Origin of the sequence: Lentilactobacillus senioris (genome assembly GCF_026798195.1) — a bacterium.
Classification (GTDB): Bacteria; Bacillota; Bacilli; order Lactobacillales; family Lactobacillaceae; genus Lentilactobacillus; species Lentilactobacillus senioris_A.
On sequence record NZ_JAPQEZ010000001.1, the window covers coordinates 413672 to 435271 of the forward strand.

Consider the following 21600-nt stretch of genomic DNA (forward strand, 5'->3'; position numbering starts at 1 on the left):
TTTAATTTATTTGAATAAAAAAATTGGGGCCATTATGACCTGCTTTGTACTGATTGTAATTGTGGTGAGCGGGGCGTTTTACGTTCGAAGTAATCGAATCGCTAGTTCTCAAAGTTATTACGTCAGTGAAAGCAGTACGACCGTAGTGGATAAAACTAATCAAGAACACGATAGTTTTATTAGTAAAGTTGCTCGTCCGGCAATGAAATTATATGAAAAGAATCAACAAGTTTTACCTAGTATTGTGGTGGCTCAGGCTATTTTAGAGTCGAGCTGGGGGGATTCAGATTTATACCGCAATGCTAATAATCCGTTTGGAATTATGGGTAGCTACCATGGTCAGTCAATTCGTTATGATACAGCGGAGGTGATTTCTGGTAAGCGAATTACGGTGAAGGCCGCCTTTCGGAAGTACCCTAGCTTATTAGCTGCCATTAATGATCATAATCGCTTACTAGCTCAGCAGTTTATTAATCAAAGTAACGTGTTATCATACCGTAAAGTTGCTAAATTACTGCAACAAAATGGGTACGCAACCGATCCACACTATGCGAAGAAATTGATCCAAATTATTCGTAAGTATAATTTGAGTAAATATGACTTAGCCGCTATTAACGGTAATAGTAATTAATTTAGGATGAGAGGAACCTAATGTATGAACTGGCTTGTTAATTTATATGCACCGTTTTTTGATTTACACAATTGGGAGACGGTGATTTCGTCTGGACAAGATTGGTTAATCATTTTGTCTTTGGTATTGATTGAATGTTTGTTATCTGTAGATAACGCGGTAGTGCTAGCGGCGCAAACGCAAGCCTTGCCCACTAAAAAGCAACAAGAAGAATCCCTTTTTTACGGCTTATGGGGGGCTTATATTTTCCGGTTCTTAATTATTGGGATTGGGACTTATCTGATTCATTTTTGGGAAATTAAGGTAATTGGTGGCGGGTATTTACTCTATCTGGTTTACTCATTCTTTCGTAAAACCAAAAAAACCCACACTCGAAAACTCAAAAAGGGAAGTCGCATTTCTTTATTTTGGTCGGTAGTGCTGCAAATTGAATTTATGGATATCGTATTTTCGATTGACTCCGTGTTAGCTTCATTGGCGATCTCATCTAATCCAGTCATTGTCTTGATTGGGGGAATGATTGGGATTTTAACAATGCGGGGAGTCGCTGAGGTCATTATGAAATTAATGGCTAAGATTCCTGAATTACAACCAATGGCCTATGTTTTAATTGCCTTTATTGCTGTAAAATTGATCCTATCTATTCCGGCAATCGATATTGAAATCCCATCAACGGTTTTTGGAATTATCGTGGTAGCAGCAGTAATTGGCACAATTATTTTTCACTATATCAAGGAAGGACGAACTACTAAAAATGGCAGTGACGATCACAAAGGATAATTTAACGACCGAAGTGGCTAATAAAATAACGGTAATTGATTTTTGGGCACCATGGTGTGGCCCTTGTAAAATTATGAACCCGGTGTTAGAACAATTAGAAGCGGAAATGGGTGACCAAATTCATTTTGCTAAGCTCAACGTGGATGACAACCAAGAATTAGCCGAACAATATCACGTTTTGAGTATTCCGTCGTTGGTAGTATTTGAAAATGGAGTTGCTAAAGAAAAGGTGACCGGAATTTTTCCTAAGGACAAGCTTAAAACGTACCTTAATAAAAAACTAGCTGAAGCTAGTCAAACGGCTTAATACCTTTGGTTTGAGCTAACTGAGCTAGTTGACGATCTAAAATATTTAAGTTTTGCAATGAAAAGTTAAACACGGGGCTAAGCCAATGCCGTTTTTGGGGATCAGGGACTTCTTGTCTGCCTGATAATTCTGGTAGCATGGTAACTAAATCGGCTTTGGTAAGGTTCAATTGTTTAGCATAGTACATGGTGCGTTCAAAGATTAAGTTTTTAAAGCCTAAGTAATAGGCGATCCCTAACGCTGCGATGAGCCAAAAAGCAGTCCAGGGCCAGCTGATTTTGGCCGGATCCAAAAAGCCAAATCCTAGACCACAGCCGGCAAATAATAAGTAGGCTAGAATACTTAATAAAATCCATTTAGTTTTAGGTTTCATACAAAGCTCCTTTATAATTACAGATGTTAGTAAATATTAAACCACAAATTTAGAGAGTAAAGAGATGTTATCGTGAAATTTTCAATTCGGACAGTTGTGCCAGATGATTTTGAAGTTATTAATAAGTTAGTTACCGCTAGTTACCCTAAAGGGGCTTCTAGAGCAACAATGATTGAGCGTTTACGCCAATGGGATAATTATAATCCCCAGTTTGAAGTTGTGGCTCAATCTGCTGAGGATGGGCAAGTAATTGGACATAGCCTAATGATTCCAGTTCAAGTCAGTGGTATGGGAAATGATTATCAAATCGTTTCGGTGATTAGTATTAGTGTGGATCCTGCTTACCAACACCATGCGGTAGGACAGGGCATTTTGCACGAATTAGAAAGTCGAGCCCAATTGGCAGGCTATCCCGCTGTTAGTGCGATTGACAGTGGTGATTTCTTCTTTAATTCTGGCTATGTCGCTGGGGAAAACTTTAATTTGTTATCTACCATGCCAGTTGATATTTACAGTAACTTGGTTAAACAATTACGTGATGGTAGTTTGTACAACAAAGGTGGCAAAATTTATTATCCGGATGAATATTTTGGCATCGATCATAGTTAACCTTGACGTCCATCTGGTCAACTGTTAACATGTTAACCATTCAAATTAAAAAACGATGATGCTATATCAAGTAGCTGATTATCTGGGTGTCAGAAAGCCGGTGGGTGCTGCGAATCGGTCAGGATAATTAAAGCCAAATACTGTAGCTAGTGTCTTTATGACCGGAAAATAACTAGAACCGTTACTATCTAGTGAGAAAGACACCCGAAATGGGTAGTCTTTGAAATTGGGTGGTACCACGGTTATGCGTCCCTACTGTAATTAATTACAGTAGGGACTTTTTTTATGGTCATAAAGTTTTAGGAAAGGAAGCGAACGGTGATGAAGCAAGAACAGGTCAAGATTCAAGTTAGTTTGACAGAGGGAATTTTAATTTTATTAGGGATGATGTTGATTTTAGGATTGGGAGTGATTAAATTTCAACTCAGTCCGGAGGTACCAATTTTAGTAGTGATTGGCCTTTTGATGTTGTGGGCGCGAGTGCGTCATTTTAATTGGGATCGTATTAACCAGGGATTGGTCGAAGGCGTAAGTACTGGAATTATCCCCATCTTTATTTTTATTTTAATCGGGGCGTTAATTAGTACTTGGATTATGAGTGGTGTAATTCCTAGTTTAATGGTGTTTGGGTTTCAATTAATTACTGCCCGTTGGTTTTTGCCATCAGTTTTTCTAGTGTGTGCGATTGTGGGAAGCGCGATTGGGAGTGCCTTGACCGTGATTTCTACTGTGGGTATTGCCTTTTTAGGAATGGGAATCACCATGGGAATTAATCCAGCGATGATTGCGGGGGCAATTATTTCCGGAGCGGTGTTTGGGGATAAAACTTCACCGTTATCTGATTCTACTAACTTAGCCGCTGCGATTGTGGGCGCTGATTTATTTAGTCACATTAAAAACCTAATGTGGTCGACGATTCCGGCATTTTTTGTGGCCCTAATTGGCTACATGCTAATTGGACCAACCGGTTCACAATTTGATAGCAGTGCGATTACTAAAACGGTGGCAACGTTGAACCAACACTTTTTTATCAGTCCTTGGGCGTTGTTACCAATCGTGTTGATGTTTGTCTGTGCTTGGATCAAAATTCCGTCGATTCCGACGTTGTTTATTAATATTGCGGTGGCGGTAGGGATGATTTTTATGACTCAACCACATACATCCCTAGCTAAAATAGTGGATGTGATTGTGAATGGTTTTGTTGCTAAAACAGGCAATGCTAACGTGGATACTTTGCTTAGTCGGGGCGGTATTTTGGCGATGATGAGTACCGTTTCCCTGGTTATCATGGCGTTAGGTTTAGGTGGTATGCTGATGAACTTAGGAATTATTGAAGCCGTGATGATACCAGTCTCCAAACGCTTGAAATCCCCTAGTGCATTAGTGACTGCCACGATTTTAAGTGGTATCGGAGTTAATTTATTCGTCGGCGAACAATACTTGGCCAGCATTTTACCCGGTAACGCCTTTAAAGAAACTTACAAGCGAGCAGGTTTGGCACCAGTCGCCCTTAGTCGGGTGTTAGAAGATGGTGGCACTGTGATTAACTACTTGGTTCCCTGGGGCGTAGCAGCCGTGTTTACTGCCAATGCTTTAGGAATTCCTACTTTGCAGTACTTACCATTTGTCTTTTTCAGCTTAGCTTCACCAATTTTTTCATTACTAAGTGCTTACACGGGGATTGGTTTGAAACATTTAAAACCAAGTGCAAAAGGCGTCCAAAAGCCTGCTGGTAATTAATCCAGAAGATAACTGTCCGTGAATCAACGTCTCAATTATTACTTATAATTTACATTATTACGAAATCCGAATTTGTTTTTAATCTGGTTGATATTGAGTAGTAATACCTATGCCTTATAGTAAGCCATGTTGAATCGGTAAGAAGTACTCATCGTGCTACCGATTATGAAAAATGGAAATTAAAATTCTAGAGACTATAGGAGTGAATTCTTTGAAAAAACAATTATCATTATTACTTGCTACCGGTGCTGCTGCAGTGGGGTTGTACTTTGCGGGTTACACTTATGCTGATGCTTCATCTACTGTTACTGTTCAAGCAGGTGACACCGTTGCTAAACTAGCTGCAGAATATAACGATACGGTAAACGGTATTCAACAACGGAATAACTTGGCCGATGCTAACTTAATTGTGGTGGGCCAACAACTTAAAGTGGGTGCTGATAATAATACCGCTAACACCACCACAAATTACAATTATTCAACCCCAAAGACTAGCAATGCTAGTTATAACTATTCAGCTCCTCAAAAAGCTACCACTACTAACTATAGCTATGCAACGCCTAAAGCCAATGCTAGTTACAAGACTAGCGGTAACTATGCAACTACTAGTTCTAACACTAGTGCTAACTCAACTTCTAGCTCTTATACTTCTAGTGCTTCTGGTTCCGATGCTTCTGCTAAAGCTTGGATCGCCAATAAAGAATCTGGTGGCTCTTATTCAGCTACCAACGGTCAATACATTGGTAAATATCAGCTTTCCTCATCATACTTAAATGGGGATTACTCAGCAGCTAACCAAGAAAAAGTCGCTGATAAATATGTTGCTAGCCGTTATGGTTCTTGGAGTGCTGCTAAGGCATTCTGGCAAGCTAATGGTTGGTATTAAGATAAAGTGCTAAGACCTTCGGGAATTAGCGATAATTAACCTAAGAAAACGAGATAGTTCGATACTGATTTTTGTATCGCTATCTCGTTTTCTGTAGTTAAGAGAGCTAATTGAAGGTCGAAGCCGTTTTAGATAAAGTGCTAAGGCCAACATGGTTAATTCCTGAGCACTAAGAAAATAACAGTCAATAGTTCGGCCCGAAAGGTCGCTATTGGCTTTTTTTGATTTACTTTAATTAGGCTATTTTTCTTTCATAAATTTATTTTTTGAAAAAAGATTTGCACCCCACTTCATTTTTTGATAGATTTAAATAGTAATTATTACTTTTTAAAAACGGGAGAAATTAAATGAGAAAACATTTAGGGGTCTGGATGCTGTTTTTACTGCTGGCAGTAGTAGTGTTTGTTCTGACTGGTTGCGGCAACAAATCTGCTCAATCTAAGTCAGGCAAAATTAACGTGGTCAGTTCTTTAGATTTTTATGGCGAGGTGGCCAAGGAAGTCCTAGGAGATCATGGTACAGTAACAAATTTAATTAACAATCCCAGTGTGGATCCTCATGATTTTGAACCGACCACCGGGGATGCCAAAACGGTGGCACAAGCTAACGTTACTATTGCCAACGGATTAGGTTATGATGACTGGATGCAGCGCCTAACTAGTAACGGTAGTGATGATGCTAAAAACTTATTGGTGGGTGAAAACGTGATGCACAAGCAAGATGGCGATAACGAGCATGTGTGGTACAATCCCCAAACGATGGGGAATTTAGCCACTAAGTTAGCTGCTACTTACGGTCAAATTGATCCTCAGCATAAAAAGGATTACTACGCTAACGCCCGCCAATATCAACAAAAGCTTCAAAAATTAAACCAACTAATTAGTCGGGTAAAAACTCAAGTTAGTGGTAAAAAAGCAGACGTGAGTGAACCAATTTTTGATTACGGACTAGAAGCGTTAAACGTGAAAATTAATGATCAACATTTTGAAAATGCCATTGATAAAGGGGTGGACCCTACTCCGGCTGATATCAAAAAAGTTCAAACAGACATTAAGGATCATCGCATTGCCTTTTTTGTGGATAACAAACAGGTTTCCAGTCACACTGTGACGGATTTAGTGAACTTAGCTAAAGAAAATGATGTGCCAGTCTTAAAAGTCACTGAAACTTTGCCGAAGGGCCAAACTTATCTGGAATGGATGACTAGTCAATACCAAGAATTAGAACGATTGCTTAAGTAATAAACTAGTAAAAAAGTTAACCAACTTAGTTTTAAGTGGTTAACTTTTTTGTTTATTGAATTTTTAAAATTGGTACAGACTAATTTTAAAAAATATTCTATACTCAAAGTAGCACGGATTTAAAATTGGAGGTACTAAAATGGTAATGAGTGAACCAATTTTTTTAAACGCACCACTACACGATAAACTATGGGGCGGAACTCACCTAACTGAGTATGGCTTTGACTTGCCTTCTGATCACGTAGGGGAAGCCTGGATTGTTTCAGCCCACCAACACGGTCAAAGTACTGTGGAAAACGGTCCTTTTAAGGGACAAACCTTAGGCGAGGTTTGGGAACAACACCCAGAAGTTTTCGGTGGCCATCCAGCAGATCAAGCCTTTCCCTTGTTAGTCAAAATTTTAGACGCTAACACCGATTTATCGATCCAGGTGCACCCTGACGATGAATACGCCAACCAACATGGTGAAAAATACGGTAAAACTGAAAGCTGGTACATTTTGGCAGCTACGCCGGATGCAAAATTGTATTTCGGCCATACCGCCCAAACTAGAGAAGAATTAGCACAAGCAGTTAATGAAGGACGCTGGGATGATATTTTGCGGACTGTGCCAGTTAAAGCTGGGGACTTTGTCTATGTCCCATCTGGTACTTTGCATGCCTTAGGGGCCGGAATTATTGCCTTAGAGACACAACAAAGTTCTGACATCACATACCGGTTCTATGATTTTGATCGTCCAGATAAGCAAACCGGTAAGTTAAGACCCCTACAAATCGATCAAGCGATTGAAGTTACGACGGTGCCTCATCAGGATTATCCTACGCAACCAGAAACGATCACAATTCCAGATGGCACTTATACTAAATTAGTCCACGCCAAGTATTTTGACGTTGCTAAGATTGAAGTTGACGGAACCACCAAATTAGACGCTTTAAAACCCTACCAAATTATGACGGTGATTGATGGCGCTGGTAAATTAACGGTTGCTGGTCAAGACTATGACTTAACTAAGGGGCAATCCTTAATTTTGCCAAACGACGTTACTGAATTTGAATTAACGGGCCAAATGACCTTGATTACCTCTAAGGCGAATAAATAATTTATAAAATAAAAACCATTCAATTTAATTGAATGGTTTTTATTTTTTAGAATATTTTTGCTGGCACATAATCCAAATAATAACGAAAAAAATGGTTTGGGTTATCGTATTGCGCCAGTTTTGGTGTAGTAGTTCATAACCAACCATGAAAGTACCGCTGATGATAATTAAGAGGCTTTCGAATGTTCTTCTATTCATTGTGGTTTTTCTCCATAACTGAGTTCAATCGGCTAACCGGTTTTAGAGCTCTGTACTAGTACATATTTTATAGGAATCAAGTAATTATGTATAAAAAAAGGAGACAAGCCGCTTGAGGCCGTCTCACTTTACTATTCTAGGGGAAGAATATATGAAAAGTAGTAAATCTATCTCATAAATTAAGGGGGAATTTAATTTATTAGAATGTAGGGGAAGAAGAGATTGCCAAATAATTTCGGAAAATTATCTGAGTCCTTCTTATCTACAACTAATAATATACATGATTTATTTTATGAAACAAGGATCAAAATGTGATTTTTTTGTGATGCTAATTATTGTAGTTTAAACTCATTTTAATGTAGTTGATTTCAAACGACGAAAAAGACGCAATCCGTTGGTATAAAAGTGATTGCGATAGTTTATCGTATACATAATTTTCTAGTAATTTCAATGATTGACGCCCTTTTTAATACTGTGAAAAAAGTATGAAAGCGAGCTTGATATTAACGGCTCGAGAGATTAAAGTTATTAATAAATAATAACCTAAATGGAGGCGGCTTGATGAGTTTAGCAATGATGCGTTTGCGCTCCCAATTAAAAAAACAGGATTACAAAAAATTGGTTAGTAATACCTTTATGCAACCCAATCAAAAATATAATTTATTTGCGCAACAGCCGGAACTAATTACTAAACAAAGACCGGTAGCCGGTGGGACCCTTAACTGGTTAAATGCTGACTCACATGCTACCGCTACCGTTTTATATTTTCACGGTGGGGCGTTAACCGCACCATTAAATATTGATCAAGTACAATTAGTACAGAAAATCACTCGAAATACCATGGTGAATACCGTAGTGGCCGATTATACCCTATTAGGAATGGCGACTGGTGAACAAATACTAGATTATGCCGTTGCTGCCTTGACTGAAGTCACGACAACTAAAACTCCAGTGATTTTGTTGGCCGATTCAGCTGGAGCCTGGTTAGTTAAGTATTTATGGCAGTTACAACCGGAGTCGATTGCTGCTACTATTTTGATCTCGCCGTGGTTAGATTGGCAACTAACCGATTCGGCAGTAACTAACTTAGCTGCCAAGGAAGTTTTACTAGAATTAAGTACAATGCAAAAGATTGGCACCCAATTTTGGCAGGGATTAACCCACGAACAACAGCAGTTATTGCAACAGCCGTTAGGGGTGGTAGGACCGGTACAACTAATTATTGGGGGTCACGAAATGTTGTTGCCAATCGATAAGCAATTAGTGACGGAACTAACACCGCAAAATCAAGTTCAATTGCTAGAATTTCCTGCTGGTTTCCACGATTTTGTCTTGTGGTTTGATTTACCGGAAACTAAAAAAGCCGTCCAAAAGATGGCGGCGTTTATCAAAGATCAACATGGTGTTTGAGTTTGGGAAACATATGGTAGTCGGACCATTTCATTACGGCTCCCTGAGTTACTAAGGCCCAAATGGTCCCAAAACCAATGGCGTAGAGGTGACCAGTAAAAAAGTAAGAGAAGGCAATAATGGTTAGTGGGGGAATGTAACTGAGCCATTGAGAAATAATGGCGCTGCCGTTGCCGAACTTAAACCGGATAATGTAGGCCAAATCATCGTTGGGATGCATTATCAAATTAGAACGGGTATACATGGAAACCGCTACGGCCACCATAAACAAACCGAAAATATCCAAAATAATTCGAATGATTAGCCCTAATTGAGGAACACCTAAGAAGTTCCAAACATATTCAAAGCCGGCTACTAAGTAACTAAATGGGATGGTATACATGATATTAGAGACGAACCGGCGGCGGTCAAAATGACCGAGGAGTAATTGATTCAAAATAGTAATGGCTATGCCGTATAAAAACATGGCGGTCCCTAATGGAATACCAGTCCAATGGGAAAGGTTAACTCCCGATCCCGTCCAAACGGCACTTCCCAAATTGGTAGAAATGGCTAAGGCGTTACCGGCCGCATTAATGATAATAGAAAGACACAGGTATTTAAACCGTTGATTGAAGTCTTTAAGCGCGGGCATTTCAATCTCCTTTTAAAGTTGTAATGAGTTTATTATAGCCATAGTTTTGAAAATAAGGCAAAAATAATCTGGGATGGTCAATATCGTGCTATTATAAAGTAAGAGTAGAGGTGATAAGCTATGACACAAGAATACTTAGAAGAGGTTGCAGAGAGAAATTTTTCTAAAAATCACTACTGGTTTATTCGCTTTCGATCTACCCGCTCATATGCTAAGTTAGACCAAGCTCAAAAAGCCAATGCCTTTTATATTACTCAGGCGTTTGTAGGTTTAGCTTATCGGTATCAACTACGATCGCCTAGAAGATGGACGGCAACTTCCGTAAAGGAAATTTTTAAGGAATATTTTCCTCGTAAAATTGCCGCCGATAAAGTTTTCTTTAATTCAGTTTTTCCAGTGATGCGACGTTATTTTACTTTTTTAGGAGCACAACATAAAATCAGTAATGCCCAGACCTTAATTAAGGCACTTGATTCTCTTGATCCCCAAAAATTTGTTAGCCACAGTAGTGACGCTAAATACTGGGATGATATTAAAAAACAGGGAATGCGCATCATTTTAGGTTGGACAGATGGCTTTACTGAGCAAGATCAACAACGTTTTTCTGAAGATTGCAATATGTTTGTGCCCTTGTCGGTAGTCAAACAACATCGTAATTTGCCAGACAATATCGTAGTTTTAACGGATAGTCGGCGAAAACAGGCAGCTAAGCGAATTCAACAAAGACTTGAACAACAAAAATAATTAAAGCAAACCGTCAGTTTTGAACTGGCGGTTTTTTATATAGCAAAATTTGAACCAGCCAGTCAGTTCTGATATTCTTAATGAGAATTGAAAGCGTTTAACGACGAAAGGATGAATTATTAATGAATGGATTTATTGGAGAATTTTTAGGGACGTTAGTATTAATCGTCTTTGGAACGGCTACGGGAGCGGGAGTTAATTTGAAGAAGACGTACGGAAATAATGCCGGCTGGCTGTTGATTTGTTTGGCTTGGGGCATGGCGGTTACGATGGGAGTTTACGTTGCGGCTGCTTTTGGGGCGCAGGGGCATTTAAATCCAGCGGTAACCGTTTCTTACGCAGTATTTGGGATGTTTCCTTGGCACGACGTATTGCCATATGTTTTGGGCCAATTTTTAGGGGCATTTGTAGGGGCTACGTTAGCTATTTTTCAATTTATTCCCCACTTCAAAGCCACTAAAAATGAAGCAGAAGGTAATTCAGTAGGAATCTTTGCGACTAGACCAGCAATTAATTCACCACTCTACAATTTAATTTCAGAAGTAGTTACTACCTTTGTGTTTATTTTCGTGCTACTTAACTTAGGTGACTTCACTACCGGTTTGAAGCCCTTTATTGTTGGGATGCTGATCATGGTTTTGGGAGTCAGTTTAGGTACTACCACTGGGTTTGCAATCAACCCAGCTCGAGATTGGGGTCCCCGGTTGGCTTACACTATTTGGCCCATTCCTAACAAATCAGGAGCTGAATGGAACTATGCTTGGGTGCCTATGGTGGGACCTATGCTAGGTGGTTTTTTGGCTGCTGGATTGGAATTTTTAATTAAGTAAGCAAAACTATTGCAATTAACTGCAAAGTAGTTATAATATGTGAAAAACTAAGCAAGGTGATAAAAATGGCAACCGAAATAAAAAATTATGCGCAAACCGTTTTGGATCAGGCTAGCGATGGTCACAACTATCACTGGGTTGGGGAGTATCAAGGTCGACCATACGAACCAATTTTAATTTCACACGATAATCACTGTGGGGCGGTATTTTTAATCAGTCCCGAAGATTTTGCTAATGGTAAACGGTGTTACCTGCACCAGCACTGCGGTTGGCACCCTAAAAAATAATTGGTATATATTCATTTAGTGAATTAATGCCCATGATATCAAGACATTTGCCCTAATAGCTTCGTTATGGTATGGTTCATAACGTAAGCTTTAGGGTTTTTTAATTTTTAAACAATCAAATTATGATACGATATTAACTATAAAAAATGAAATCGTTTGCGGAAAATTGGAGGTCTAGCATGTTAACGGATCAAAAGAAATATATTTTATCAATCGACCAAGGAACCACTAGTACTCGGGCGATGCTTTTCGATCATTCGGGACGCAAGGTTATCGAAGGGTATAAGGCGATCGATCAGATTATTCCCCACAGCGGCTGGATTGAAGAAGACGCTAACGAAATTTGGAATTCAGTATTGTCGGTGATCGCTAGTGCGTTAATTGATGGGGGAATTCATCCTGAAGACGTTGAAGGAATTGGAATCTCTAACCAACGAGAAACCACGATCATTTGGGATAAAGAAACTGGTGAACCGATTTATAATGCGATTGGCTGGCAATCTAAGCAAACCGCTCAATTGGCTCGGAAATTAGAGGCGGATGGTTATTCTAATTTAATCCACAAGAAGACCGGCTTGATTGTGGACTCTTACTTCTCTGCCACCAAAATTCGGTGGATCTTAGACCACGTGGCTGGAGCCCAAGAACGAGCTGAAAAAGGCGAGTTATTGTTTGGGACGGTAGATACCTGGTTAACTTGGAAACTCTCCGGTGGCCGATACCACGTTACTGATTACACCAATGCTAGTCGAACTATGTTATTTAACATTCACGCTTTGCGGTGGGATGAAGATATTTTGAAGCTGTTAAACATTCCGGCAGCAATTTTGCCAGAAGTAAAGACTTCCAGTGAAGTGTATGGCACGACTCAAAATTACCAATTCTACGGCATCGAAGTTCCAATTGCTGGTATTGCCGGAGACCAACAGGCCGCATTGATTGGCCAGATGGCGTTTGAACCGGGAATGATTAAGAATACATACGGCGACGGGGCGTTCTTGATTATGAACACTGGATTAAAGCCAGAATTGGCCGATGACAACTTGTTAACTACCATTGCTTATAATATCGATGGTACGGTTAATTACGCATTAGAAGGGTCTATTTTTGCTGCTGGGTCTGCAGTTAGTTGGTTGCATGATAATATGCAATTGATTGATAACGTCCCAGAATCCAGACAAGCAGCTATGAATTCAACGGATAACGATGAAGTTTACGTGGTACCCGCCTTTAACGGTTTGGGAGCACCATATTGGGATCAAGACGTACGCGGGGCTGCCTTTGGGATGACACGGGGAACAACTAGAAATGATTTTGTAAAGGCGACCTTACAGTCGATTGCTTATGGGACCAAGGACATCATCGAAACGATGGAACGAGATACTCACATTCGGATTCCACAACTGATGGCCGATGGGGGAGCTTCACGAAACCGTTATTTAATGCAATTTCAAGCAGATATCTTAAACATCCCAATTATTCGAGCTAGTGATGAAGATACCACTGCGTTTGGGGCAGCCGTATTGGCCGGCCTAGCAGTGGATTTCTGGAAAAGTCTTGACGAAATCAAAGGCTTTGTTGAAACTGGTCGACTCTTTAAACCAGATATGCAAGCTGATCGGCGGTCGAAATTATACCGCGGCTGGAAAGCGGCGGTTGCCGCTACCCGGACTTTCCGGTTAACTGACTTAGAAGATTAAATTAAAAAGGAGTGAACACTAAAGTGTTCACTCCTTATTTAGTTTCACTGAGGTAACGATTTTCGATTAATAATTGTTTGGAACGCTGGTCTGCTGGTTGGTAACCGATGTTAAATAAATGTTTGAAGTACATCATGTTATACAAGCCAGCCCAGATGAAGCGACAAATGTTGGCGCCAATGTAGTAAGCCGTTTCAAACGTTTCTCCCATGGCCATAGAAATTCCCATCCCCATGATTAGTTGAATACTAATCATGCTTAAGAAATTGTACCAATCAGAGCGAAAAATTGACGGTAGCATCCCAAAAATCAAGCTGGTCCAAGAAAAGCCTACCTTGGCAATTCTCATTTGGCCATCGGCGCGTTTGACTACCGCAAAGTTGGGTGGAATTGGGATCATATTATTATTGTTTTGATCATCATTACCGTTACCAAACGGATTTTGCATAGCAGGGCCTGCTTTCTGGAATTATTTTTTGGTGAACTTAACAACTGCTTCACAACGAGCAGTTTGGGGCATCATGTCGATAGATTGAATCAGATCAACTCGATACTTGTCTGTTAACTTGACTAGATCACGGGCCAAAGTTGATGGATTACATGAAATGTAAACGAATTGGCTGGGAGCACTAGTTAAAATAGCGTCGATTAATGAATCAGCTAAACCGGTACGGGGAGGATCCACGATGATAATATCGGGGTCGAAGCCATCTTCTAACCAAGCTGGCAAGAGTTCTTCAGCTTCACCCACTTCATAAAAGGCGTTAGTGATATGGTTTTTTAAGGCATTGTGATTGGCATCATCTACCGCTTCTTCAATGGTATCCATGCCCCGGACTTCACGAACTTGATCCGCAGCCAAGAGGCCGATGGTTCCGACACCAGCGTAGGCATCTACTAGTTTTTCTTTACCGGTTAGTTTCAATGACTTAAAAGCTTCGTGGTAAAGGGTAGGGGTCATAAATGAGTTTAACTGTAAGAAGGCTCGTGGTGATAAATCAAATTCGAGACCATCGAGGATTTCGGTAATTACCTTTTTACCAGCTAAATGAATAGTTTGTTCGCCCCAGACTAGTGAAGTTTTGCCAGGATTGACGTTTTGGTTAACGGACACTACTTCTGGTAATTCAGTAGCAATCCGTTCCAAGAGTTGGCGTTTTTTCAGTAATTTAGGACTTTGGGTCACAAAAGTAACCTGAACTTCGTTAGTGGCAACGGCGGCTCTAACCACCACCGTTTTAATGATGCCGGAGTTCTTTTCTTCGTCATATACTGGAATGTCGAGGTCGGCGATCATAGCGACAACGGCATTCATGACCTTCATTACTAGTGGATATTGTAAGGCACTAGTTTTGAGATCTACCACGTTGTGACTACGTGCTTCATACAAACCGGCAACTACTTGACCATCTTGTTCGCGAACTTGGAATTGCGCTTTGTTCCGGTAAGCTACCGGATTATCCATCCCGATGGTTTGCGGAATTTTGTAGTGTTTATAACCGGCTGGCTTGAATTTTTCGAGGGCACTAATAATCATGTCCCGTTTAAATTGTAGCTGAGCTGGGTAGGCTAAGTTTTCGAGCTCAAAGCCACCTACTTCGTTAGCGTACGCATCTATTGGTTCAACCCGGTCTGCTGAAGTTTGTAAAATTTCAGTGAGATCTGCCCGAATAAAGCGGGGAAGATCTTCTCGAACGGTGACCCGGACCACTTCATTAGGTAAAGCACCAGGAACGAAAACCAGTTTGCGTTGGTAGTAACCGATTCCTTCCCCGTTGATGCCCAGGCGCTTGATAGTAATTTTAAATTGTTCGCCAGGTGTTACGGAAACACCGTCGCGATCGTAGTTATTGTAATTTTTTTCGTATTTAGTCATGGGAACTTCCTTACTGCTTAGTATTCGCTCATTATAACAGAGATGGTCAATGTTTGTCAGATTAGCCTAATATTTTAATAAAATAAAAACCGCTTGGTAAGGGTGACTAACCAAGCGGATAAGTTAACTTAAATTTGCTTAAAAATCTGCGGTATCTGGATCCGTAACCAATTCAGCTTGACCATGGAAACCATCAATAGTTTTCATATCCGCTGGTTCTAGTTCGAAGTCAAAAATATCGGCGTTGGACTTGATATATTCTTCGTGAACGGACTTAGGTAATGGTAAGAAACCGTGTTGTAATGACCAACGAAGGACTACTTGAGCGGCTGATTTGTTGTATTTAGCGGCAATGTCATTAAGGGCTGGGATCTTAAGAACTGAACCAGTACCTAATGGACTGTAAGCTTCGGATAAAATGTCGTGATCGTCATTGTATTCCACTACCCCAGGTTGTAAATCACTAGGGTTTAGGAAAATTTGGTTAACCATTGGAGTGATTTCTGCGGTTTCCAGTAGGGCATCTAAATGATGAGGTCTGAAATTAGAAACCCCGATTGCCTTGGCTTGGCCAGATTTATAAAATTCTTCCATGGCTTTCCAGGATTGGGCGTTAACTTCTTTCCAGTTAGAACGGAAGTTGACTGGGTTAGGCCAGTGAATTAGATATAAATCAACGTACTCCAAGCCTAATTTACTTAATGAGTCAGCAAAAGCTAGCTTTGTTGCTTCATAACCGTGATCGTTGTTCCAAAGTTTAGTGGTAACAAAGATATCTTTGCGATCCACGCCACTATCCTTAATGGCTTGACCTACAAATTCTTCGTTACCATAGCCAGCAGCGGTATCAATGTGACGATAACCCGCTTTTAACGCTGCCAATACTGAGTCATAAGCTTCGTCGCCATCAGCTTGCCAAGTACCAAGGCCCACTACCGGAATTTTATTTCCGTTAGAAAGGGTATATGTATCAGTTAATCCTGCCAAAGTGATCCCTCCAAATTCTTTTAGTAAATACATTCTAAATAAAAATCAAATTTAGTCAAATTTAATGTAAAAAAGAATATATAGCAGTTTAATTTCTGAAAACATGATAATATATTCAGTAACCGATGGCATGTTAACAACAATGGTAACGCTATCTGGTTACGGTTAATTTAAAGAATTATACCGAAAAAATTGTGGTAAACACCACCCCGAGGAGGATATAGTATGGAACGAAATGTAGCAATTGTGACGGGTGCTTCATCTGGAATTGGAATGCAAATTGCCAAGAACCTAAAGCGAAATGGCTTCAACGTTTTTGGCTTGGCTCGGCGAGTAGACAAAATGAACGCGCTAGATAACTTGGGGATTAATACCATGTATCTAGACGTAGCTGATGAAGACAGTGTTGATGCTGCAATTAAGCAAATTGTAGCTCAAACTGGTCGAATTGACGTTTTAGTTAATAACGCTGGCTATGGTTCTTTTGGGGCGGTGGAAGAAGTACCGTTAGAAGAAGGCGAATACCAATTCAAGGTTAACGTTTTTGGTACTATGAAAATGATCCAAGCGGTCTTACCAACTATGCGGGCTCAACACAGCGGCCGGATTATTAACATTTCATCAGTAGACGGTAAAATTGCCCAATTAATGGGCAGTTGGTACGTTGGGTCTAAGTTTGCCATTGAAGGGATCAGTGACGCATTAAGATTAGAACTCAAACCATTTGGTATTGACGTTATCGTAGTTGAACCAGGGGTAGTGGCCTCAGAATGGTCAGCAGTAGCAATGGATAAGTTGGTGGATAGTTCTGCTAATGGTCCTTACGCTGGGATGGCTCGGCAAGCTCAAAACTTCATGACTGCTACTAGTCAATTTGCTTCTCAACCTCGGGTAGTGGCTCGACTAGTTGATATGGCAGCTATTAGTCGCCGGCCTAAGACTCGTTACGCTGGTGGTGCTGGCGCTAAGCTAGGATTGTGTGCTCGCAAAGTCCTTTCTGATCGAGCTATGGATGCATTAATGACGGCAATGTACCGTTATACTTCTAAGATGGTGAACCACGAAATCGCGATTAACCGTTAATTAAATACTAAGAAAAAACACTGGGGGTGCCATTGTGGCTGAGATGGAATTTTCCAATCCCTTGGAACCTGTAAGTTAATACTTGCGTAGGGAATGTGTGCTGTTTTACTGAGCCGTTACCCGCAAGTAATTAGGTAGCGGCTTTTTTGCTGCCTCAATTATGAGGAGGAAACTATAATGAAATTTGAATTATTAGATCAAGTGAGAGACCAAAATCCCATTGCGTTTAACATTTCTAACTTTGTGACTGTTCAAGATGTAGCTAACGGGATTAACGCTATTGGTGGTTCACCAATCATGTCTGAAGAAATTAACGAAGCTAATGCCATGGTGCAAATGAGTAATTCGGTGACGATTAACCTAGGGGCCTTTACCGAAGCTCAACTCGATCAAATTAAAGCGGTGGGCTTGGCAGCCCAGGATAATTTTAAGCCGGTAGTCTTAGATCCAGTGGCCGTGGGTGCGGTTGCTTACCGTTTGGAACGGTGCAACCAACTACTAGACGAATTTCCAGTGACGGTCATTCGCGGTAATGCAGGAGAAGTAGCGGCCTTAGCGGACGTAGAATGGCAAAGCAAAGGCATTGATGCTGGGGACGGTAACGCTGATGTAGTAGCAATGGCTAAAGTACTCGCTAATAAACGAAACTGTGTAGTGGTGTTGAGTGGCAAAACCGATGTGATCACTGATGGTACTAAGGTAACACGGGTCTATAATCAAACTGATTTGTTCAAATTGCACGTGGGTTCAGGTGATATGCTTTCTAGTACCATTGGGGTCTTCTTAGGAACTGGCGTCGATCCATACGAAGCGGCGCAAATGGCTAGCTTGACGTTTGCAGTGGCCGGTCAAGTGGTAGCGGAGAAGATGGAACAACCATTGGCTGGTAGTTTTGGCCCTCGGTTAATAGATGAGTTATACTTAATTAATAAGAGCACCGTCGAAGCCGTCGGTGATTTCAAGGAGGAGTAACTGGGATGGTGAATGATTTTCCACAAGCACTAACGATTGCTGGAACGGACAGTGGTGGTGGCGCTGGTGTTATGGCTGATATTAAAACAATGCAAGAAAATCACGTCTTCGCTGCGGCAGTTGTCGTGGCAGTAACGGCGCAAAACACGCTTGGAGTTACTGATTTTATGGCGATGCCTACCAAGCTAATCGATGAACAATTCAAGGCAGTGGCCGAAGATTTACAGATTAGAGCGGTGAAAACGGGCATGTTGGCTGATAGCCAAAGCGTGAAAACGGTAGTGGCTAATTTGCAAAAGTATGATTTAGGTCCCTTGACGGTTGATCCCGTGATGATTGCTAAGGGTGGGGCTAGATTATTGGCCGAAGACGCAATTGCTACTGTCAGAGACGAATTATTGCCGTTAGCTACCATTTTGACACCGAACTTACCAGAAGCCGAAGTGTTAGCGGAAATGCATATTCGCGATGAAGCAACTATGCAACTGGCTGGTCATCGTCTCCAGGAATTAGGCGCTAAAAATGTGATTGTTAAGGGTGGTCACGAAACAAGCGATACTGCTAGTGACTTTGTGTTATTAGAAAACGGAGAATCTTTCTGGGTATCAGCGCCTAGAGTAGAAACTAAGCGAACCCACGGAACGGGTGATACCTTATCTTCAGCGATTACTGCTGAGTTGGCCAAGGGGGCTGACATTAAAACTGCGATCCAAAGAGCGAAACGGTATGTTTCGGCTACGATCGCCAACGGAATTGAAGTGGGGCACGGCCATGGTCCATTGAACCACTGGGCTGGCCGGCAGCTTAAGGAGGAAAAGGATTAATGAGTGTGACTTTTGAACCGGGGCTACTTAATGCGTACTTTGTAGCGGGAACCCAAGATTTGGCGGGGATGCGTGATTTACCCAGCTTGTTGGATGAAGCCATTGAAGCTGGAATTACTGCGTTTCAATTTCGGGAAAAAGGCCCTAAGGCGTTAACCGGGGTGGCCAAACGAGAATTAGCCGTTATTTTGCAAAAACGCTGCTTAAAAGCTAATATTCCGTTCATCATTGATGATGATCTGGATTTAGCGCTAGAGCTTAACTCCGACGGAATTCACGTGGGCCAAAAGGACGATAAAATTGAAACGGTAGTGGAGCGCATTTCCGTTCGTAAAATGTTTGTGGGCCTTTCTGCTAACACAGTAGAACAGGTAAACGCTGCTAATCAATTGGACCGAGTGGCCTATATCGGTTCTGGTCCAATCTTTCCTACCCAGTCCAAAGCCGATGCAGATCCTGCAATTGGAGTGGCTGGCTTAACCACATTAGTTGAAGCTAGTGACAAACCGGTAGTAGCCATTGGGGGAATTACCGAAAATAATGTCGCTCAACTACGAGGATCTGGTGCTGCCGGAGCCGCCGTAATCTCAATGATTTCTAAGAGTGATCATGTTGATGAAGCGGTGGCGGCAATTAAGGAAGTATTTTAATATAGAGTTACAAAATGATTACTAAAGTTTCATTTTCGATAAATTCGGGCGGAATGTTTTCCAAACCGAATTTTTTTAGTTAAAGTAGTCTTGGGATATAAATATAAGGTTTAGAAAGGAATAAGCCATGAAAACAAAATATAAGTTAATGTTAGCTGGCGCTTTCTTAGGGGTTGGACTAAGTGCCGCACCGCTAAGTAGTTTTGCTGCAGAAGTGATTGATGCTCCTGACAAAGCTGACAAGGTTAAGGTAATTGACGCGGGTAACGTAATGAGTACATATAACGATGATGATTTAACCACCGTTAACAATACGTCTCCTCAAGGAAATACCAGTAAGAAGTATGACAAGTACACGTTACATCCTACTGATATTACCGAACCCAATAAGTACGACACCATCAGTGGTAGTTCTCAAAAAAATTCATTTTCTACTCAATGGTTCTTACCAGAAGGGTTTAACATTGCTGGCTACCAACATGGTAACTTCCAAAGTGTGGCCTTCGATGATGAAGACAACATCTACTTCCTTGAATCTGCTGGGACGGGAACTAACCAAGGCGCCATCGTTAAGTTTAACGTCGATAAATTAAAGGAATTGGGAGTAGGAACCAAGGATACTACAGCAATGTGGTTGGCTTTTGATTACTTCAACCCATTCACAACTGAAGGGGCTCAGCACAACAAGGAATACAATGAAGCCTACAAGAAGGCACCGTTTGCTAAAAAAGAAGCCCTAGTTGAAACCATTAACAAGAACAAATCTTGGCGTAATAACCAAGTTAACTACCGAAATAATGCCAAGAAGTATTACCAAGGTTGGAAGACTAAAAAAGCCAAGTACGCTAAATACACGACTGCTAGATATAGTTACAAGACCCGTACGAAATACAAGAAGTTAGTAGCTACTGCTACCAAGAAGATGGCAACTTGGATGAAGAGTTACCAAGGTCACAAGACTAAGATTGCTGCTTATGATAAGAAGTTAGCTGGCTATAACAAGACGTTAGCTGGTTACCAAACTCAAATCGATAAGGTTAAGGCTGATAATCCAGAAATGTTTGCAAATGCGGATATCGCCCAAACTGCTCAATTAAGCCCAATCATCAACATTGGTCACGGCCAAACTTTGAGCTTCAACCCAGAAAACAAACACCTTTACTTAGCTGAAGATGAAAGTTTATCTGACTTGAGCGTTAGTGAAAATAACCAAGTCTTGGAAATGGACACTAACACCTTGCAACCAATTCGTGAATATCGCTTCAAGATGCTTCATGACGGCTCTAACTTCCAATTGCACACTTTAGGCTTTGATAAGTCTGGGAATGCGTACTGGGGCCGTAAGAAGGGTTCTGGTTACATGTACTTCTACGGTCGTTTAGACGAAAAGGATGTTAAGTTTGCCCCTAGCAAGTCAATTGTTGGCAAACGTGGTGGTAACACTAACCAATTCGTTTCTGCTAACCCTAAGAACGACCGGGTTTACTTTGTTTCTGATGATATTTTGACTTCTATTCCAGCTGCAAAGGTTAGAAAAGGTAACTTCACTGCCAATGATATTCACTACCAAGTGTTTGATTCTAAGCGTGAATTTGAAGGACTAGCCTTTGATCAATCTGGTTATGGCTACTTATTGATGCTTTGGCCACCAGAGTTGATGAAGTCAAGTCAACCATTGAATTAAGGTTAATTAATAAATTTATACTCACTAAAAAGGCCGCTTTTATTTGAAAGCCGCC

At 40.9% G+C, this 21600-nt stretch carries 24 protein-coding genes and 1 riboswitch; of the genes, 18 read left to right on the plus strand and 6 right to left on the minus strand.

Translation table 11 applies throughout. The features are described 5' to 3' along the window. The first annotated feature begins 10 nt into the window (after positions 1-10). Genes OXT66_RS01960 through trxA form a run of 3 tightly spaced genes read left to right on the plus strand, consistent with a single transcriptional unit; the run spans position 11 to position 1718 of the window. Positions 11-631, plus strand: a complete 621-nt coding sequence (locus tag OXT66_RS01960; RefSeq protein ID WP_268595390.1) for a glycoside hydrolase family 73 protein — start codon at positions 11-13, stop codon at positions 629-631. Between the two features lie 24 nt (positions 632-655). Next, a complete protein-coding gene (locus OXT66_RS01965) occupies positions 656-1411 on the plus strand; it encodes a TerC family protein (protein ID WP_268595391.1) in 756 nt (251 codons plus the stop codon). Further along, positions 1386-1718, plus strand: coding sequence for a thioredoxin (gene trxA / locus OXT66_RS01970; protein ID WP_268595392.1), 333 nt, complete (start codon positions 1386-1388; stop codon positions 1716-1718). The genes OXT66_RS01965 and trxA overlap by 26 nt, the downstream gene beginning before the upstream one ends. On the opposite strand, the gene OXT66_RS01975 is transcribed toward trxA, so the two are convergent. Continuing rightward, positions 1702-2091, minus strand: coding sequence for a hypothetical protein (locus OXT66_RS01975; RefSeq protein ID WP_268595393.1), 390 nt, complete (start codon positions 2089-2091; stop codon positions 1702-1704). The genes trxA and OXT66_RS01975 overlap by 17 nt on opposite strands. Before the next feature lie 72 nt (positions 2092-2163). On the opposite strand from OXT66_RS01975, the gene OXT66_RS01980 reads away from it, so the two are divergent. The 5 genes from OXT66_RS01980 to manA all read left to right on the plus strand — a co-directional run bounded on the left by OXT66_RS01980 (position 2164) and on the right by manA (position 7666). Then, a complete protein-coding gene (locus OXT66_RS01980) occupies positions 2164-2700 on the plus strand; it encodes a GNAT family N-acetyltransferase (RefSeq protein ID WP_268595394.1) in 537 nt (178 codons plus the stop codon). A gap of 321 nt (positions 2701-3021) precedes the next feature. Next, positions 3022-4440: a Na+/H+ antiporter NhaC gene (nhaC, locus tag OXT66_RS01985; RefSeq protein ID WP_268595395.1), complete on the plus strand. Its 1419-nt coding sequence runs from the start codon at positions 3022-3024 to the stop codon at positions 4438-4440. A gap of 172 nt (positions 4441-4612) precedes the next feature. Then, the gene (locus OXT66_RS01990; protein WP_419146368.1) at positions 4613-5326 is read left to right on the plus strand and encodes a LysM peptidoglycan-binding domain-containing protein; all 714 of its coding nucleotides are present in this window, start codon (positions 4613-4615) and stop codon (positions 5324-5326) included. A 347-nt stretch (positions 5327-5673) separates the two neighbouring features. Next, positions 5674-6567 (plus strand): metal ABC transporter solute-binding protein, Zn/Mn family, encoded by an 894-nt coding sequence (locus tag OXT66_RS01995; protein ID WP_268595397.1) that lies wholly within the window; start codon positions 5674-5676, stop codon positions 6565-6567. Positions 6568-6712: 145 nt separating this feature from the next. Beyond that, positions 6713-7666 carry a mannose-6-phosphate isomerase, class I gene (manA, locus tag OXT66_RS02000; RefSeq protein ID WP_268595398.1) on the plus strand — a complete coding sequence of 318 codons (954 nt, stop codon included), beginning with the start codon at positions 6713-6715 and terminating at the stop codon, positions 7664-7666. Positions 7667-7705: 39 nt separating this feature from the next. Here manA and OXT66_RS02005 read toward each other — a convergent pair whose 3' ends face one another. After that, on the minus strand, positions 7706-7864 hold the full coding sequence (locus OXT66_RS02005) for a hypothetical protein (RefSeq protein ID WP_268595399.1): 159 nt from the start codon (positions 7862-7864) through the stop codon (positions 7706-7708). A gap of 561 nt (positions 7865-8425) precedes the next feature. On the opposite strand from OXT66_RS02005, the gene OXT66_RS02010 reads away from it, so the two are divergent. After that, the gene (locus tag OXT66_RS02010) at positions 8426-9274 is read left to right on the plus strand and encodes an alpha/beta hydrolase (RefSeq protein ID WP_268595400.1); all 849 of its coding nucleotides are present in this window, start codon (positions 8426-8428) and stop codon (positions 9272-9274) included. Here OXT66_RS02010 and OXT66_RS02015 read toward each other — a convergent pair. Continuing rightward, positions 9252-9908, minus strand: a complete 657-nt coding sequence (locus tag OXT66_RS02015; protein ID WP_268595401.1) for a YczE/YyaS/YitT family protein — start codon at positions 9906-9908, stop codon at positions 9252-9254. The two genes, OXT66_RS02010 and OXT66_RS02015, sit on opposite strands and share 23 nt — an antisense overlap. A 120-nt stretch (positions 9909-10028) precedes the next feature. On the opposite strand from OXT66_RS02015, the gene OXT66_RS02020 reads away from it, so the two are divergent. From OXT66_RS02020 to glpK, 4 genes are all read left to right on the plus strand, one after another. Further along, entirely contained in the window at positions 10029-10652 is a 624-nt protein-coding gene (locus tag OXT66_RS02020) for a hypothetical protein (protein WP_268595402.1), read from the plus strand. A gap of 122 nt (positions 10653-10774) precedes the next feature. Then, the gene (locus OXT66_RS02025) at positions 10775-11482 is read left to right on the plus strand and encodes an MIP/aquaporin family protein (protein WP_268595403.1); all 708 of its coding nucleotides are present in this window, start codon (positions 10775-10777) and stop codon (positions 11480-11482) included. 65 nt (positions 11483-11547) lie between these two features. After that, the gene (locus OXT66_RS02030) at positions 11548-11769 is read left to right on the plus strand and encodes a hypothetical protein (protein WP_268595404.1); all 222 of its coding nucleotides are present in this window, start codon (positions 11548-11550) and stop codon (positions 11767-11769) included. 179 nt (positions 11770-11948) lie between these two features. Next, complete coding sequence (gene glpK / locus OXT66_RS02035) at positions 11949-13469, plus strand: glycerol kinase GlpK (RefSeq protein ID WP_268595405.1); 1521 nt, start codon at positions 11949-11951, stop codon at positions 13467-13469. A gap of 34 nt (positions 13470-13503) precedes the next feature. Here glpK and OXT66_RS02040 read toward each other — a convergent pair whose 3' ends face one another. From OXT66_RS02040 to OXT66_RS02050, 3 genes are all read right to left on the minus strand, one after another. Then, positions 13504-13917 carry a hypothetical protein gene (locus tag OXT66_RS02040; protein ID WP_268595406.1) on the minus strand — a complete coding sequence of 138 codons (414 nt, stop codon included), beginning with the start codon at positions 13915-13917 and terminating at the stop codon, positions 13504-13506. Positions 13918-13938: 21 nt separating this feature from the next. Continuing rightward, positions 13939-15345, minus strand: a complete 1407-nt coding sequence (gene rlmD / locus OXT66_RS02045; protein WP_268595408.1) for a 23S rRNA (uracil(1939)-C(5))-methyltransferase RlmD — start codon at positions 15343-15345, stop codon at positions 13939-13941. Positions 15346-15483: 138 nt separating this feature from the next. Next, positions 15484-16365: an aldo/keto reductase gene (locus tag OXT66_RS02050; RefSeq protein ID WP_419146369.1), complete on the minus strand. Its 882-nt coding sequence runs from the start codon at positions 16363-16365 to the stop codon at positions 15484-15486. Positions 16366-16557: 192 nt separating this feature from the next. Here OXT66_RS02050 and OXT66_RS02055 point away from each other — a divergent pair, with 192 nt between their 5' ends. The 5 genes from OXT66_RS02055 to OXT66_RS02075 all read left to right on the plus strand — a co-directional run bounded on the left by OXT66_RS02055 (position 16558) and on the right by OXT66_RS02075 (position 21545). Then, entirely contained in the window at positions 16558-17415 is an 858-nt protein-coding gene (locus OXT66_RS02055) for an oxidoreductase (protein WP_268595410.1), read from the plus strand. Positions 17416-17427: 12 nt separating this feature from the next. Beyond that, positions 17428-17526: riboswitch (TPP riboswitch) on the plus strand. Positions 17527-17592: 66 nt separating this feature from the next. Beyond that, the gene (gene thiM / locus OXT66_RS02060; protein ID WP_268595412.1) at positions 17593-18387 is read left to right on the plus strand and encodes a hydroxyethylthiazole kinase; all 795 of its coding nucleotides are present in this window, start codon (positions 17593-17595) and stop codon (positions 18385-18387) included. Positions 18388-18392: 5 nt separating this feature from the next. Next, the gene (thiD, locus tag OXT66_RS02065) at positions 18393-19211 is read left to right on the plus strand and encodes a bifunctional hydroxymethylpyrimidine kinase/phosphomethylpyrimidine kinase (RefSeq protein ID WP_268595414.1); all 819 of its coding nucleotides are present in this window, start codon (positions 18393-18395) and stop codon (positions 19209-19211) included. Continuing rightward, positions 19211-19861 (plus strand): thiamine phosphate synthase, encoded by a 651-nt coding sequence (gene thiE / locus OXT66_RS02070; protein ID WP_268595415.1) that lies wholly within the window; start codon positions 19211-19213, stop codon positions 19859-19861. Before thiD ends, thiE begins: the two co-directional genes overlap by 1 nt. Before the next feature lie 127 nt (positions 19862-19988). After that, positions 19989-21545 carry a hypothetical protein gene (locus OXT66_RS02075; RefSeq protein ID WP_268595416.1) on the plus strand — a complete coding sequence of 519 codons (1557 nt, stop codon included), beginning with the start codon at positions 19989-19991 and terminating at the stop codon, positions 21543-21545. Positions 21546-21600 lie beyond the last annotated feature (55 nt).

Bases quoted from the DNA above. Each gene is read 5' to 3' on its own strand.
- thiM (WP_268595412.1), top strand. From the start codon at position 17,593: ATGAAATTTGAATTATTAGATCAAGTGAGAGACCAAAATCCCATTGCG.
- nhaC (WP_268595395.1), top strand. From the start codon at position 3,022: ATGAAGCAAGAACAGGTCAAGATTCAAGTTAGTTTGACAGAGGGAATT.
- OXT66_RS01995 (WP_268595397.1), top strand. From the start codon at position 5,674: ATGAGAAAACATTTAGGGGTCTGGATGCTGTTTTTACTGCTGGCAGTA.
- rlmD (WP_268595408.1), bottom strand. From the start codon at position 15,345: ATGACTAAATACGAAAAAAATTACAATAACTACGATCGCGACGGTGTT.
- OXT66_RS02015 (WP_268595401.1), bottom strand. From the start codon at position 9,908: ATGCCCGCGCTTAAAGACTTCAATCAACGGTTTAAATACCTGTGTCTT.
- OXT66_RS02020 (WP_268595402.1), top strand. From the start codon at position 10,029: ATGACACAAGAATACTTAGAAGAGGTTGCAGAGAGAAATTTTTCTAAA.
- manA (WP_268595398.1), top strand. From the start codon at position 6,713: ATGAGTGAACCAATTTTTTTAAACGCACCACTACACGATAAACTATGG.
- OXT66_RS01975 (WP_268595393.1), bottom strand. From the start codon at position 2,091: ATGAAACCTAAAACTAAATGGATTTTATTAAGTATTCTAGCCTACTTA.
- thiD (WP_268595414.1), top strand. From the start codon at position 18,393: ATGGTGAATGATTTTCCACAAGCACTAACGATTGCTGGAACGGACAGT.
- thiE (WP_268595415.1), top strand. From the start codon at position 19,211: ATGAGTGTGACTTTTGAACCGGGGCTACTTAATGCGTACTTTGTAGCG.
- OXT66_RS02075 (WP_268595416.1), top strand. From the start codon at position 19,989: ATGAAAACAAAATATAAGTTAATGTTAGCTGGCGCTTTCTTAGGGGTT.
- OXT66_RS02025 (WP_268595403.1), top strand. From the start codon at position 10,775: ATGAATGGATTTATTGGAGAATTTTTAGGGACGTTAGTATTAATCGTC.
- OXT66_RS01965 (WP_268595391.1), top strand. From the start codon at position 656: ATGAACTGGCTTGTTAATTTATATGCACCGTTTTTTGATTTACACAAT.
- OXT66_RS02010 (WP_268595400.1), top strand. From the start codon at position 8,426: ATGAGTTTAGCAATGATGCGTTTGCGCTCCCAATTAAAAAAACAGGAT.
- OXT66_RS02055 (WP_268595410.1), top strand. From the start codon at position 16,558: ATGGAACGAAATGTAGCAATTGTGACGGGTGCTTCATCTGGAATTGGA.
- OXT66_RS01990 (WP_419146368.1), top strand. From the start codon at position 4,613: ATGGAAATTAAAATTCTAGAGACTATAGGAGTGAATTCTTTGAAAAAA.
- trxA (WP_268595392.1), top strand. From the start codon at position 1,386: ATGGCAGTGACGATCACAAAGGATAATTTAACGACCGAAGTGGCTAAT.
- glpK (WP_268595405.1), top strand. From the start codon at position 11,949: ATGTTAACGGATCAAAAGAAATATATTTTATCAATCGACCAAGGAACC.
- OXT66_RS02030 (WP_268595404.1), top strand. From the start codon at position 11,548: ATGGCAACCGAAATAAAAAATTATGCGCAAACCGTTTTGGATCAGGCT.
- OXT66_RS02040 (WP_268595406.1), bottom strand. From the start codon at position 13,917: ATGCAAAATCCGTTTGGTAACGGTAATGATGATCAAAACAATAATAAT.
- OXT66_RS02005 (WP_268595399.1), bottom strand. From the start codon at position 7,864: ATGAATAGAAGAACATTCGAAAGCCTCTTAATTATCATCAGCGGTACT.
- OXT66_RS02050 (WP_419146369.1), bottom strand. From the start codon at position 16,365: ATGTATTTACTAAAAGAATTTGGAGGGATCACTTTGGCAGGATTAACT.